Below are 13482 nucleotides of genomic sequence, written 5' to 3' on the forward strand. Positions count from 1 at the left end.
TCAGACCGGCTCCTGTCCGCGCAGCTGGCCGTCACCCACCACGATGTACTTCTCGCAGGTCAGGCCTTCAAGACCCACCGGGCCGCGGGCGTGCAGCTTATCAGTAGAAATGCCGATCTCGGCACCCAATCCGTATTCGAAGCCATCGGCGAAGCAGGTCGGGGTGTTGATCATCACCGATGCCGAATCCACTTCAGCCACGAAGCGCCGGGTTTCACCCAGGTTTTCACTGACGATGGAGTCGGTGTGGTGCGAGCCGTGGCGGTTGATGTGCTCGATGGCTTCGTCCAGCCCGTCGACCACACGGATCGACAGGATCGGAGCCAGGTATTCGGTGTCCCAGTCTTCTTGCGTGGCCGCAACGGCCTCGATGATCGCCCGGGTGCGCTCGCAACCGCGCAGCTCGACGCCTTTTTCGCGGAACTGGGCAGCCATCGATGGCAGGAGTTGCTTGGCCACGGCCTGGTCCACCAGCAGGGTTTCCATCGCGCCGCAGATACCGTAGCGGTAGGTCTTGGCGTTGAAGGCGATGCGCTGGGCTTTCGGCAATTCGGCGTGGGCGCTGACATAGACGTGGCAGATGCCGTCCAGGTGCTTGATCACCGGCACGCGGGCATCACGGCTGACCCGTTCGATCAGGCCCTTGCCACCGCGCGGTACGATGACATCGACGAACTCGGGCATGGTAATCAATGCGCCGACGGCGGCACGGTCGGTGGTTTCCACCACTTGCACCACGGCCGCTGGCAGATCGGCCTCGGCCAGGCCGCGCTGGATGCAGGCGGCAATGGCACGGTTGGAATGGATAGCCTCGGAGCCGCCACGCAGGATGGTCGCGTTACCCGACTTCAGGCACAGGCTCGCGGCGTCGATGGTCACGTTCGGGCGCGACTCGTAGATGATCCCGACCACGCCCAGGGGCACGCGCATCTTGCCGACCTGGATGCCCGACGGACGGTAGCTCATGTCGCGGATCGCCCCGACCGGGTCCGGCAGGGCCGCAACCTGGCGCAGACCGACGATCATGCCGTCGATGCGGGCCGGGGTCAGCGCCAGGCGCTCGAGCATGGCCGGTTCCAGGCCATTGGCCCGGCCGGCGGCCAGGTCCAGCTCATTGGCGGCGGACAACTCGGCACGCGCAGCGTCCAGCGCATTGGCGGCGGCCTGCAGGGCGCGGTTTTTCTGCGCGGTGCTGGCACGGCCGATGATGCGCGACGCTTGGCGAGCGGCGCGACCCAGGCGGGTCATGTAGTCAAGAACGGACTCAGTCATGGTCTGTGTGGTCTTGGCGATGAGGAAAGCGGCAGATTATAGCTGTCGTAACCCTCGACTAACAGCATGGACTCGCAGTGGTGACCGGCGGAGAAGCAAAACAGGTGTAAACAGCCGGTTGAAGCGAGTGTTCAGCGGTGATTAAGCTTTCCATTGGTATCATCGCGCTTCCTCTGGCCTCACCTCGTCTATCGCCATGACCGATTTGCCATCACCCAACGCCCTGCCCCACGCCTTTTTCGATCGCGACGCGCAAGTGCTTGCCAAGGACCTGCTGGGTAAAGTCATCCGCCACAAGGTCGGTGACCTGTGGCTCAGCGCGCGGATCATCGAGACCGAGGCGTATTACTTCGCCGAAAAAGGCAGCCACGCCTCGCTGGGCTACACAGAAAAACGTAAGGCGTTGTTTCTGGATGGCGGCCACATCTATATGTACTACGCACGGGGCGGCGATTCGTTGAACTTCAGCGCCCAGGGCCCAGGCAATGCGGTGTTGATCAAATCGGCGTACCCGTGGGTCGACGCCCTTTCCGGGCCGGCGAGCCTGGCGCAGATGCTGCTCAACAACCCCGACGCCCAAGGCCGGCCGCGCACACCGCAGAAACTCTGTGCCGGCCAGACCCTGCTGTGCAAAGCCCTGGGGTTGAAGGTGCCGGACTGGGATGCCAAACGCTTCGACCCCGAACGCTTGCTGGTGGAAGACGTCGGCGTGCCGACGGTCAACGCGATCCAGACCACGCGCCTGGGTATTCCCCAGGGACGAGACGAGCACCTGCCCTACCGCTTCGTTGACGCTGCCTACGCCCCATGGTGCACCCGCAACCCTTTGCGGCGCGGGCAGGTCGAAGGGCGTGATTATTTTTTGTTGCCCTGATGAAATACCGTATACCCCCTGTGAGAGCGGGCTTGTGGGAGCAAGGCTTGCCCGCGATGCAGGCGACACGGGTCAACAGTAAGGTCGTGTCACCGCTCGTCGCGAGCAAGCTTTGCTCCCACAAGCTCTCCCCCACAGCAAAAACTGCATGCCGATCAATATTCAATGGAGTTGTACTTATGGGCCCATGGCTCGATAGCATCACCGGCTGGCTGACCGTCAACCCGCAATGGCTGGCGGTGGCGGTGTTCATCGTCGCCTGCGTGGAGTGCCTGGCCATCGCCGGCCTGATCGTGCCGGGTACCGTGCTGTTGTTTGCCATCGCCGTGCTGGCCGGTAGCGGCGCGTTGTCCTTGGGCGAGACGTTGCTGCTGGGCCTGCTCGGCGGGCTGCTCGGGGACTTGGTGTCGTACTTCCTGGGCCGGCATTTCCACCAGAACATCCGGCGCCTGCCAGGGCTGCGGCATCACCCGGAATGGATGAGCGCTGCGGAAAGTTATTTCCAGCGCTACGGCATCGCCAGCCTGCTGGTGGGTCGTTTTATCGGCCCGCTACGGCCGATGTTGCCGATGGTGGCCGGGATGTGCGACATGCCGTTCCCGCGCTTCGCCGCCGTCAGCGTGTTGGCTGCGGCGGGCTGGACCGTGGCGTACCTGCTGCCGGGCTGGGCCACCGGGGCGGCGTTTCGCCTGCCGCTGCCCGAAGGTTTCTGGCCACAGGCCGGCGTGGTCATCGGCAGCATCGCGGTGATGATCGGGCTGAGCGTCAACAGCAGCCTGCGTCGTCATCGCCATGCCTCGGCGCTGATCGCAGGCCTTGGCCTGGTGATCCTGATCAGTCTGTTCATCGGCTTTCGCTACCTGAGCGCGTTCGATCAAGGCCTGATGACCCTGGTCCAGGAGCACCGCAGCCCGACGCTGGATGAAATCGCCGTGACCTTCACGCTGATGGGCGAATTCCGCTACATGCTGATTTTCAGCGCACTGCTGACCGGGTTGCTGTTGCTGGCGCGCCAATGGCGCCAGGCAATCTTTGCCGGTGGCGCAATGCTGCTCACCGCCCTGGCCAATACCGGCAGCAAACACTTCTTTGCCCGCGTGCGCCCGGAAATCCTCACCGACCCGCTGACCAGCTACAGCATGCCCAGCGGCCACGCCTCCGGGGCGTTCGCGTTGTTCCTGGCCCTCGCCGTCCTGGCCGGACGCGGCCAACCGCCACGCCTGCGTCTGACCTGGCTGCTGCTGGGCTGCCTGCCGGCGCTGGCCATTGCCCTGTCGCGGGTGTACCTGGGCGCGCATTGGCCGAGTGACATCGTCGCCGGGGCGATGCTCGCCGCCTGTGTCTGCGCCGCCGTGCTGTGGTTGAGCCAACGCCAGACCCCGCTGCCGGCCATGCCGCCGAAAATCTGGTGGCTGATCCTGCCGGCGCTGGTGGCGGCGTTCAGCTTCTTCGCCCTGCGGCACCTGCCGCATGCGATGTTGCGGTATGCCTATTGATGCCAAGACGCTCCCACAGGGGATCAGCGCTGTTCAGTAGATATGTGTTGTGTCAGGCGAAGAGTTCGCCCTGCAATTCATCGAGCAAGGCCTGGATCGCATCCAGCCGCTGCTGGGGATCATCGAGTTGCAGCAGGTCGATCTTGTCCAACTCATTGAACGGCAACAGGTAGGCCAGTTGATTGGCCAGCGATTGCTGGCCGCTCGCTTCGGTGCCCATGTTCAGCGCCTCGACCATCGGGTGCTCGGCCAGGGCCTTGAGCAGCGCCACCAGGTCGGCGTCTTCCTCTTGCAGCGGTTGCTCCGGTTCTTCTTCCAGCCACTCGACCTCAGCGACCGTCAGTTGATCCGCCTGGACGCTGCTGCCATGGACGATAAAGCGCCGTCCGCCCTGCACGCGAATGCCCAGCAGGCCATTGTCCTGCTGGGAGAAATCGGTGATGCGTGCTTCACAACCGACCCGCGCGTAGCCTTCAGGCGCGATGCCGACTTCCTCGCCATCGAGGATGCACACCACGCCGAAGCCTTCGCCCTTTTTCATGCAGCGCCCGATCATGTCGAGGTAACGCGCCTCGAAAATCTGCAAGTCGAGGATGCAACCGGGGAACAGCACGGTGTTCAACGGGAAAAGCGGCAAGCTCATAACCAATTCCTTAAACCGTCATCGACACCACCAACGGCAGCAACACCGCCGTGGCCACGCCCATCAGACTCATCGCCAGCGCCGCAAAGGCGCCGGTTTCCTCGCTTTCCTGCAACGCCACCGACGTACCCACCGCATGGGCCGCCAACCCCAGGGCCATGCCCCGGGCCTCAGGGCTATGGACACCCAGCTTCGTCAGAATGCTCGGGCCGAGGATCGCCCCGAGCACACCGGTGATCAACACAAACACCGCCGCCATCGCCGCGACACCGCCGATCTGCTCGGCCACCAGCATGGCGATCGGCGAGGTCACGGACTTGGGCGCCATGGTCATCAGAATCATGTGCTCGGCGCCGAACGCCCAACCCAACACCACCGCAGAGCCCGTGGCAAACACCCCGGCTATCACCAGCGTAGTAAAAATCGGCCAGAACAACTGCCGGATCCGTCGCAGGTTCAGATACAACGGCACCGCCAGGGCGACCGTGGCCGGGCCCAGCAGGATGCTGAGGATCTCGGTGCTCTTGCGGTACTCGGCATAGTCGATGCCGCAACCGACCAGCACGCCGATCAACAGCACCATCGACATCAACACCGGTTGCAGGAACACCCAGCGCGTCTTTTCGAACGCCGCCAGCACCAGTTGATAGGCACCCAGGGTAATGCCGATGCCGAACAGCGGATGGTGGATCACCGAAGCCCAGGCGCCCTGCCAATCGAGCATCATTGGCTGTCCTCCGAGGCGGCGATGTGACGTCGGGCCAGGCGCTGCATCAGCAACCCCGTCAACGCCACGGACAGCACCAGCGACAACGTCAACGCGCCGACGATGGCCCAGAAATCGGCGGCAATGGCCCGGGCATAGACCATCACGCCCACCGCGGGCGGCACCAGCAGCAATGGCAGATAACGCAGCAGGCTGCCGGCAGCCAGGTTCAACGGTTCGCTGACTTCGCCGCGCACCACCAGATAGCCCAGCAACAGCAGCAGGCCAACGATCGGCCCCGGCAGCACCGGCAAGAACAAATGATTGATCGCAGTGCCCAGCAATTGAAACAGCACCAGCCAGGTCAGGCCCCGTAGCAACATCCGCTCTCTCCCCTCACAAACACCATGAACCCCCTCCCCGTAGGAGCCGCGCAGAGCTGCGTAGGAGCTGCGTAGGAGCTGTCGAGTGCAACGAGGCTGCGATCTTTCCCCAGACACTTGAGTCTCAAGCGAAAGATCAAGATCAAGATCAAGATCAAGATCAAAATCAAAAGATCGCAGCCTTCGGCAGCTCCTACAGGGAGTAACCAGATGACACATTTAAACACGCCCGCGCTATGAGCCGGCATTCGTAAAAAGCATGTTCGGTGACCTTACTTGCGCGCCATGTTGATCTACAGTGGTTCTCCGGGGACGCAGTTCCCCCTTCCAGAAAAAGTAAAACAGATGAACCCAAGGAGAGTCTCAATGCCCTACGTCCCCGTTGCAGCGCTCAAAGATTATGTCGGCAAGGAACTTGGACGTTCCGAATGGCTCACCATCGATCAGGACCGCATCAACCTGTTCGCCGAAGCCACTGGCGACTTTCAGTTCATCCACGTCGATCCAGTCAAGGCCGCGCAGACCCCGTTCGGCAGCACCATCGCCCACGGCTTCCTGTCGCTGTCGCTGATGCCCAAGCTGATGGAAGACATCCTGATCCTGCCCGAAGGCGTGAAGATGGTCGTCAACTACGGGCTGGACAGCGTGCGCTTCATCCAACCGGTGAAGGTCGATTCCAAGGTCCGACTCAAGGTCGACCTGGTGGAAGTCACCGAGAAAAAACCTGGCCAATGGCTGCTCAAGGCCACCGCCACGCTGGAAATCGAAGGTTCGGAAAAACCGGCCTACATCGCCGAGCCGCTGTCGCTCTGCTTCGTGTAAACCTGCGCGGTCGCGAAACCGTCCAGGCAGTTTCGCATCGCTTCTCCTAACGCGCATAGCTGCGGCATACTCGTGGCCTGATGACCTGGATCCCGTTATGCGCTTATTCGTCCCACTGACCCTGACCCTGCTGCTCACCGCCTGTGGCGACGGCGAATCGCCGCTGCCTCCCGACGCGCGCCTGCCCGACGGCGGACGCTATCGCGGCGACCTGGTGGATGGGCTGCTGCAAGGCCAGGGGCGCATCGACTACCCCAATGGCAGCTGGTACGCCGGGCAGTTCGACAAAGGCCAGTGGCACGGCACCGGGGAATGGCATGGCAGCAATGGCGAGGTCTATCGCGGCCAGTTCCAGCACGGCCTGTTCCACGGCCAGGGCAGCCTGACCACACCGACCAGCAGCTACACCGGCGGCTTCAAGCTGGGGCGACGGGACGGTGAAGGGACACTCCAGGAAAACGGCATGACCTACCGGGGCGAGTTCAAGGCCGACCGCTATTCCGGCCTCGGCCGCCTGGAACTCGACGACGGCAGCCAGTACCAGGGCCCATTCACCAACGGCAAGCCCAACGGCGAAGGCCAGCGCTTCGACGCCAGCGGCAACCAGTTCACCGGGCAGTTTGTCGACGGGCAACTGCAGGGCAAGGGCACCTTCAACAGCGCCGACGGCGATGTCTACATCGGCGGCTTCAAGAACAACCAACTCAACGGTCGCGGACGCTACGAAAATGCCGACGGCGACGTCTGGATCGGCCGGTTCAAGGAGGGTGCGCTGACCGGCAAGGGCGAATTGATCGGTGCCGACGGCAGCCACTACCTCGGTCAATTCAATGATTGGCGCTTTACCGGCGAGGGCCGCCTGAACCTGCCCGACGGCAGTTTTTATGTCGGTCAGTTCGAAAGCGACAGTTACCACGGGCGTGGCACTTTGGCGCTGACCGACGGCACCGTGCAAAGCGGCACCTGGGCCAATGGCCAACGGGTGCGCGACGCTGACGGCAGGCTGCTGCCGGATGTGCTCGAACTCGGCTTGCTGGCCCAGGGCCGCCTGCTGGAGGATGCCCTGGCCAACATCCCGGCCTCGACGCCTGCGGTGGAGCTGTACAGCCTGACCCTGGGCGGCGACGGTAAACAAAGCGTGTTCCTGCGTGAATCAGACTATGTCGCCAATATGCTCACCAGCCGTTTCGGCGCGTTCGGGCAGATCCGCCTGGTCAACCACCGCGATCACCTCAGCGACCGGCCCATGGCCAGCCGCGAAAGCCTGCGCCGCGCCGCGGCCACCCTGGCCGAACGCACCGGCCCGGAAGACCTGATCTTCATTTACCTGACCAGCCACGGCACCAGCGAGCACGAGCTGGTGCTCGACCAGCCACGCATGGAACTGGCCGACCTGCCCGCCGATGAACTGGCCGCGGTGCTGGCGCCATTGAAGAACCGCGACAAGATCGTGGTGATCTCGGCCTGCTATTCCGGCGGTTTCATCCCGGCGCTCAAGGATGAACGCACCCTGATCATGACCGCTTCACGGGCCGACCGAGTCTCCTTCGGCTGCTCCGAGGAAGCCAACTTCACCTATTTCGGCGATGCGCTGTTCGCCCAGGCATTGAACCAGACCGACAACCTGGAGCAGGCCTTCAAACGGGCCAAGGCCACCGTTGCCGAACGCGAACAGGCAGACAATTTCGAGGCGTCCGAACCGCAGATGTGGGCGCCCAGGACGGTCCTTTCCCACTGGCAACTGCTGCGCAAACAGCAGGCACGTAAAGCATTGCAAAGCACTGCATTGAACGACGAGGCCACAAAGAGCAACTAAGCTGAACCGTATCAAGGGGGAAACACTATGTACTTGACGCCTCAGCATGTTTTGCTCGCCGGTGCGACCGGGTTGACCGGGGAACACCTGTTGGACCGGCTGCTCAACGAGCCGACCATCACCCGGGTCCTGGCCCCCACCCGCCGGCCATTGGCCGAGCACACGCGCCTGGAAAATCCGGTCGGGGAACCGGCCCAGGTGCTGCCACAACTCAGTGGCCAGGTCGACATTGCCTTCTGCTGCCTCGGCACGACCATCAAGAAAGCCGGTTCCGAGCAAGCCTTCCGCGCGATAGACCTGGACCTGGTCGTGGCGTTTGCCAAGCGCGCCCGGGAACTGGGCGCACGCCACCTGGTGGTGGTCAGCGCGCTGGGGGCCGACGCCAAGTCATCGATCTTCTACAACCGGATCAAAGGTGAAATGGAGGCAGCACTCAAGGCCCAGGGCTGGCCGCAACTGACCATTTGCCGGCCTTCCCTGCTGCTGGGCGACCGGGCTGAACCGCGCCTGGCCGAGCAGCTGGCCGGTCCCTTGTCGAAACTGATCCCCGGCAAGTACCACGGCATCGAAGCCTGCCAACTGGCCCGCGCCATGTGGCGTCTGGCGCTGGAAGAGCAGGATGGGGTGCGGGTGGTGGAGTCGGATGAGTTGCGCAAGCTCGGCAAATGATTCTGCGCACGCCCTGTAGGAGCTGCCGAAGGCTGCGATCTTTTGATCTTTTGATCTTTTGATCTTTCGCTTGAGACTCAAGCGTTGGAGGAAAGATCGCAGCCTCGTTGCACTCGACAGCTCCTACACAGCGCTCTACGTAGCTCCTGTGTAGCTCCTGTGTAGCTCCTGTGTAGCTCCTGTGTAGCTCCTGTGTAGCGTCCATGCGCAGCCCAGCGGGAGCAAACTCCTTCGCCACGGGTTTTGGGCAGGTCAAGGTACTGTGGTGTTTGTTACAACCCGCCTGTGGCTTGAAACCCCACCCCTATCGCCGTAAACAACGACAACGGCAACAACAAGGTATCGAGCAGCGCACTGCCCGGCAGATCGAGACCCGGGTAACTCGGGGCCTCGGCACCAAAGCGGTCCTTGGCGCAGCAGCCACCGTTGAGGGCGTAAAGATCCAGGCGCGTGCCCGCGTACACCACCGGCGCGCCGGGCTTGGCGGCGTCGAGGGTGCGGACGGTGGCGCAGCCGCTCAGTTGCAGCGCCAGCAGCACGATCAGCAGCTTATTCATCACTGCTCAAATGATGCTCGCCCCAACGCGGCAACATGTCCTGGGGGATGTTCAGCAGATTGAGGATCCGGGCGACGACAAAATCGATCAGGTCGTCGATGGTCTGCGGCTGGTGATAGAAACCCGGCGAGGCCGGCAGGATGGTCACGCCCATGTTCGACAGCTTGAGCATGTGCTCCAGGTGAATGCTCGAATACGGCGCTTCCCGCGGTACCAGGATCAACTGGCGGCGTTCCTTGAGCGTGACGTCCGCGGCCCGTTCGATCAGGTTGTTGCAGGCCCCGGTGGCAATCGCCGACAGCGTCCCGGTGGAACACGGCACCACCACCATGGCGGCCGGTGCGCCGGAGCCCGAGGCCACCGGCGACATCCAGTCTTCCTTGCCATACACGCGAATCTGCCCCGCCGCCGCACCGGTGTATTCAGTGAGGAAGGCTTGCATCATCTGGGTCTTGGCCGGCAGGGTCACGTCGGTCTCGGTGGCCATCACCAACTGCGCAGCCTTGGAGATAAGGAAGTGCACCTCGCGGTCTTCGCGCACTAGGCAATCGAGCAGGCGCAAGCCGTACTGGGCGCCGGACGCACCGGTCATCGCCAGCGTGATGCGTTCCGGACCATTGCTCATTTCAGGGCCTCGGCCAGCTTGCCGTGCAGGCCGCCGAAGCCGCCGTTGCTCATGATCACCACGTGAGTGCCGGGCTGGGCCTGGCTCTTCACGCGCTCGATGATGCCTTCCAGGGAATCGCTGACAATCGACGGCACCGTGCACAGCGCCGCAGTGGCGCCCAGGTCCCAACCGAGGTTGGCCGGTGCGTACCAGATCACCTGGTCGGCATCGACCACGCTTTCCGGCAGGCCATCACGGTGCGCACCGAGCTTCATGGAATTGGAACGCGGCTCGATGATCGCAATCAGCGGCGCATCACCGATGCGCTTGCGCAACCCGTCGAGGGTGGTGGCGATGGCGGTCGGGTGGTGGGCGAAGTCGTCATAGATGGTGATGCCGTTCACCTCGGCGACTTTCTCCATGCGCCGCTTCACGCTCTTGAACGCGCTCAACGCAGCAATGCCCATGGCCGGCACCACGCCGACATGCCGGGCCGCCGCCAGGGTCGCCAGGGCGTTGGCGACGTTGTGCTGGCCAGTCATGTCCCAGTCGACCACGCCCTGGGAGTGGCCTTCGAACATGACTTCGAATTGCGAGCCGTCATCCTTGAGCAACTTCACCTGCCACTGCCCGCCAGCGCCGGTGGTTTGCACCGGGGTCCAGCAGCCCATGTCGATCACCCGCTGCAATGCCGGCTCGGTGGTCGGATGGATGATCAGGCCTTCACTGGGGATGGTGCGCACCAAATGGTGGAACTGCCGCTCGATGGCCGGCAGATCGGGGAAGATGTCGGCATGATCGTACTCAAGATTATTGAGAATCGCCGTGCGCGGACGGTAGTGGACGAATTTCGAGCGCTTGTCGAAAAACGCGCTGTCGTACTCGTCGGCCTCGATCACGAAGAACGGCGTGCCACCCAGGCGCGCCGACACCGAGAAGTTCTGCGGCACGCCACCGATCAAAAAGCCCGGGCTCATGCCCGCATGCTCCAGCACCCAGGCGAGCATGCTGCTGGTGGTGGTCTTGCCGTGGGTGCCGGCCACAGCCAGGACCCAGCGGCCCTGCAACACGTGATCGGCCAGCCACTGCGGCCCGGACACGTACGGCAGGCCTTTGTTGAGCACGTACTCCACCGCTGGGTTGCCACGGGACATGGCGTTGCCGATGACCACCAGGTCTGGCGCCGGGTCCAGTTGCGCCGGGTCGTAGCCTTGGGTCAGCTCGATGCCCTGGGCTTCCAGCTGCGTGCTCATCGGCGGGTAGACGTTGGCGTCGGAGCCGGTCACGTGATGGCCCAGCTCCTTGGCCAGGACCGCCATCGAACCCATGAAAGTGCCGCAAATACCGAGAATATGGATGTGCATAGTCGACCTCGTAAAACATGGCCGCAGGTTAGCCTAGGGAGGGGGAAATCGCACCTTGTGTTTGAACCTCGGCGCACAGGCGGCCTTCTGTGGGAGCAAGGCTTGCCCGCGATAGCGGTGGATCAGCTTGCGGCGATATTGAATGTGCCGACGTCATCGCGAGCAAGCCCGCTCCCACAAATGAATGTACAAGCTGGCTTTTGTGGCGAGGGGATTTATCCCCTCGCCACAAAGGCAGTCAGTGCTTTATCGGGCAATCGCGTGCTTGCGCAGCTTTCGGTAAAGGGTATTGCGGCTGATCCCCAGTTGTTCCGCCGTGTGGGTCATGTGCCAGCGCTGGCGCTCTAGGGCATCGAGCAGCGCCAGGCGTTCGGCATCCTCCAGCGGCCGCTCCGCCTGCGTTTCAACCAGCGCAATCGACGGGCGCTGACGGATCATGGCCGGCAAGTCCTCCAGGCCAATCCGCCCGCCGTCGCACAGCGCGGCGAGGGTGCGCAGCACGTTGCGCAGTTGCCGCACGTTGCCCGGCCAGTCGAACCCCAGCAACGCCTGGCGCGCCGGTTCGTCGATGGACACCGTCTCGGTACCGCTCTCTTCAGCCAACAGAAAATCCAGCAATTGCGACTTGTCGCTGCGCTCGCGCAACGCCGGCAGAGGGATTTCCAGGCCGTTGAGGCGGTAGTACAAGTCCTCACGAAAACTGCCGTCCTGCACCCGATCCAGCAACTGCCGGTGAGTGGCGCTGATGATGCGCACGTTCACCGCCTCGGGCTCGCCGCCAATCGGCACCACCTGGCGATCCTCCAGCACCCGCAGCAAACGGGTCTGCAAGGCCAGGGGCATGTCGCCGATTTCATCGAGGAACAGCGTGCCGCCGTCGGCCTGTTGCAGCTTGCCGCGCATGCCTTCCTTGCGCGCGCCGGTGAAGCTGCCGCCGCGATAACCGAACAGCTCGCTCTCGATCAGGCTTTCCGGGATGGCCGCGCAGTTGAGGGCGACGAAGTGCTTGCCGGCGCGCTGGCTGGCGTGGTGCACGGCCTTGGCGAACGCCTCTTTGCCGGAGCCGGTTTCGCCCTGAATCAGCAGCGGTACATCGCGCTCGAACACCCGCAGCGCCTTGCGAAAATGTTCCTGCAACGCCGCATCCCCCAGGCAGATGCCCGGCAGGCGCGCGGGCTCGATGGCCTTGAGCAGCGGCGCAACCGGCACCGGCACGCTACGGGGCTGCCCGCGCAGCACGGCGAACAAATGCCGGCCGTCACGGGTGCGCAATGGCCAACTGGCGCTGGCCTGGGCGCTGGCCCGGCCCAACAATTCGTCCAGTGAGCAGTCAAAAAAGTCCTCGACCCGCTGACCGAGCAAACTGCCGCGAATATGCCCCAAGAGGTTGAGCGCGCTCTGGTTGACGGCGTTGATTCGTCCTTCGCCGTCGAACGCCATCAAACCTTCGCTGAACAGCCCCACGGACTCGGCCTGCAGATGGAAACGCAGCAGCCATTGATTGTCGAAGCAGCGCAGGAAATAGCAGCTCTCGATCATCTTCGCCGAGAGATTGACCAGGGCCATGGTGTGGAACTGGCTCTGGCGCGACACGTCCGGCCGGGCCGAAGACACGTCGAGCACCGCCAGCAGTTCGCCCTGGGGGTCGAAGACCGGGCTGGCCGAGCAGGTCAGGCCGGTGTGGCGACCACGGAAATGTTCTTCCTGGTGAATGGTCAGGGCCTGGCGCTCCACCAGACAGGTGCCGATACCGTTGGTGCCTTCGCAGGCTTCGCTCCAGTCGGCGCCGAGCCAGAGGCCGGCCCGTTCGAAAATCTTCCGTTCGCTGGGGGCGGTGACGCAGTTGAGGATCACGCCCCGGGCGTCGGTCAGCAGCACCGCGTGGCCGGCGCCGGAGAGTTGCTGGTGCAGGCTGGTCATTTCATTGCCGGCGATGTGCAACACCTGTTGCAGGCGCTCGCGGCTTTCCAGCACCCGGCCATGTTCGAGCACCGTCGGCGCCAGGTTCTGGGCCGGGTCGAGGTGATAGTCCTCGAGGCAGCGCAGCCAGGAACGGGCAATCGACGGATCGCTGCCAGGGCCCTGCAAATGGGCCTTGCCCTGGGTGACCGTCAGGACTTGCTGGGCATGGCGACTCAAATGGTTGCTGTGCATTTTCTTATTATTCTCCCGAAGGTGACGGCCTTGCTGGGGTAACGGTCGAATAGCTATCGCTGTCGGAACTCGCCCTGTAGGAGCTGTGTAGGAGCTGTGTAGGAGCTGTCGAGTGAAAC

At 63.4% G+C, this 13482-nt stretch carries 13 protein-coding genes; 5 read left to right on the forward strand and 8 right to left on the reverse strand.

Annotated features, from left to right (window positions below; translation table 11 throughout):
* Window positions 1-1272 carry a glutamate-5-semialdehyde dehydrogenase gene (locus GFU70_RS25070; protein WP_153388950.1) on the reverse strand — a complete coding sequence of 424 codons (1272 nt, stop codon included), beginning with the start codon at window positions 1270-1272 and terminating at the stop codon, window positions 1-3.
* Between the two features lie 196 nt (window positions 1273-1468).
* Here GFU70_RS25070 and GFU70_RS25075 point away from each other — a divergent pair, with 196 nt between their 5' ends.
* Both GFU70_RS25075 and GFU70_RS25080 read left to right on the forward strand, forming a co-directional pair.
* Window positions 1469-2146: a DNA-3-methyladenine glycosylase gene (locus GFU70_RS25075; RefSeq protein WP_153388951.1), complete on the forward strand. Its 678-nt coding sequence runs from the start codon at window positions 1469-1471 to the stop codon at window positions 2144-2146.
* Window positions 2147-2325: 179 nt separating this feature from the next.
* Window positions 2326-3642 carry a bifunctional DedA family/phosphatase PAP2 family protein gene (locus GFU70_RS25080; RefSeq protein WP_116641268.1) on the forward strand — a complete coding sequence of 439 codons (1317 nt, stop codon included), beginning with the start codon at window positions 2326-2328 and terminating at the stop codon, window positions 3640-3642.
* 52 nt (window positions 3643-3694) lie between these two features.
* On the opposite strand, the gene GFU70_RS25085 is transcribed toward GFU70_RS25080, so the two are convergent.
* Genes GFU70_RS25085 through GFU70_RS25095 form a run of 3 tightly spaced genes read right to left on the reverse strand, consistent with a single transcriptional unit; the run spans window position 3695 to window position 5374 of the window.
* On the reverse strand, window positions 3695-4285 hold the full coding sequence (locus GFU70_RS25085) for an LON peptidase substrate-binding domain-containing protein (RefSeq protein WP_058543143.1): 591 nt from the start codon (window positions 4283-4285) through the stop codon (window positions 3695-3697).
* A 10-nt stretch (window positions 4286-4295) separates the two neighbouring features.
* Window positions 4296-5012, reverse strand: coding sequence for an LrgB family protein (locus GFU70_RS25090; protein ID WP_058543142.1), 717 nt, complete (start codon window positions 5010-5012; stop codon window positions 4296-4298).
* Entirely contained in the window at window positions 5009-5374 is a 366-nt protein-coding gene (locus GFU70_RS25095; RefSeq protein WP_058543141.1) for a CidA/LrgA family protein, read from the reverse strand. The genes GFU70_RS25090 and GFU70_RS25095 overlap by 4 nt, the downstream gene beginning before the upstream one ends.
* Window positions 5375-5740: 366 nt before the next feature.
* Here GFU70_RS25095 and GFU70_RS25100 point away from each other — a divergent pair, with 366 nt between their 5' ends.
* The 3 genes from GFU70_RS25100 to GFU70_RS25110 all read left to right on the forward strand — a co-directional run bounded on the left by GFU70_RS25100 (window position 5741) and on the right by GFU70_RS25110 (window position 8681).
* A complete protein-coding gene (locus GFU70_RS25100; RefSeq protein WP_003185804.1) occupies window positions 5741-6196 on the forward strand; it encodes a MaoC family dehydratase in 456 nt (151 codons plus the stop codon).
* 97 nt (window positions 6197-6293) lie between these two features.
* Window positions 6294-8012 (forward strand): C13 family peptidase, encoded by a 1719-nt coding sequence (locus GFU70_RS25105; RefSeq protein ID WP_153388952.1) that lies wholly within the window; start codon window positions 6294-6296, stop codon window positions 8010-8012.
* Window positions 8013-8039: 27 nt separating this feature from the next.
* Window positions 8040-8681: an oxidoreductase gene (locus GFU70_RS25110; protein WP_058543139.1), complete on the forward strand. Its 642-nt coding sequence runs from the start codon at window positions 8040-8042 to the stop codon at window positions 8679-8681.
* Between the two features lie 272 nt (window positions 8682-8953).
* Here GFU70_RS25110 and GFU70_RS25115 read toward each other — a convergent pair whose 3' ends face one another.
* The 4 genes from GFU70_RS25115 to GFU70_RS25130 form a co-directional block, all read right to left on the reverse strand.
* A complete protein-coding gene (locus GFU70_RS25115; RefSeq protein WP_058543138.1) occupies window positions 8954-9238 on the reverse strand; it encodes a YceK/YidQ family lipoprotein in 285 nt (94 codons plus the stop codon).
* On the reverse strand, window positions 9231-9863 hold the full coding sequence (ubiX, locus tag GFU70_RS25120; protein WP_014340390.1) for a flavin prenyltransferase UbiX: 633 nt from the start codon (window positions 9861-9863) through the stop codon (window positions 9231-9233). Before ubiX ends, GFU70_RS25115 begins: the two co-directional genes overlap by 8 nt.
* The gene (gene mpl / locus GFU70_RS25125; RefSeq protein ID WP_153388953.1) at window positions 9860-11209 is read right to left on the reverse strand and encodes a UDP-N-acetylmuramate:L-alanyl-gamma-D-glutamyl-meso-diaminopimelate ligase; all 1350 of its coding nucleotides are present in this window, start codon (window positions 11207-11209) and stop codon (window positions 9860-9862) included. The genes ubiX and mpl overlap by 4 nt, the downstream gene beginning before the upstream one ends.
* Before the next feature lie 246 nt (window positions 11210-11455).
* A complete protein-coding gene (locus GFU70_RS25130) occupies window positions 11456-13363 on the reverse strand; it encodes a sigma-54-dependent Fis family transcriptional regulator (RefSeq protein ID WP_153388954.1) in 1908 nt (635 codons plus the stop codon).
* Window positions 13364-13482: the final 119 nt, after the last annotated feature.

This window comes from Pseudomonas brassicacearum (genome assembly GCF_009601685.2).
Taxonomy (GTDB): Bacteria; Pseudomonadota; Gammaproteobacteria; order Pseudomonadales; family Pseudomonadaceae; genus Aquipseudomonas; species Aquipseudomonas kilonensis_B.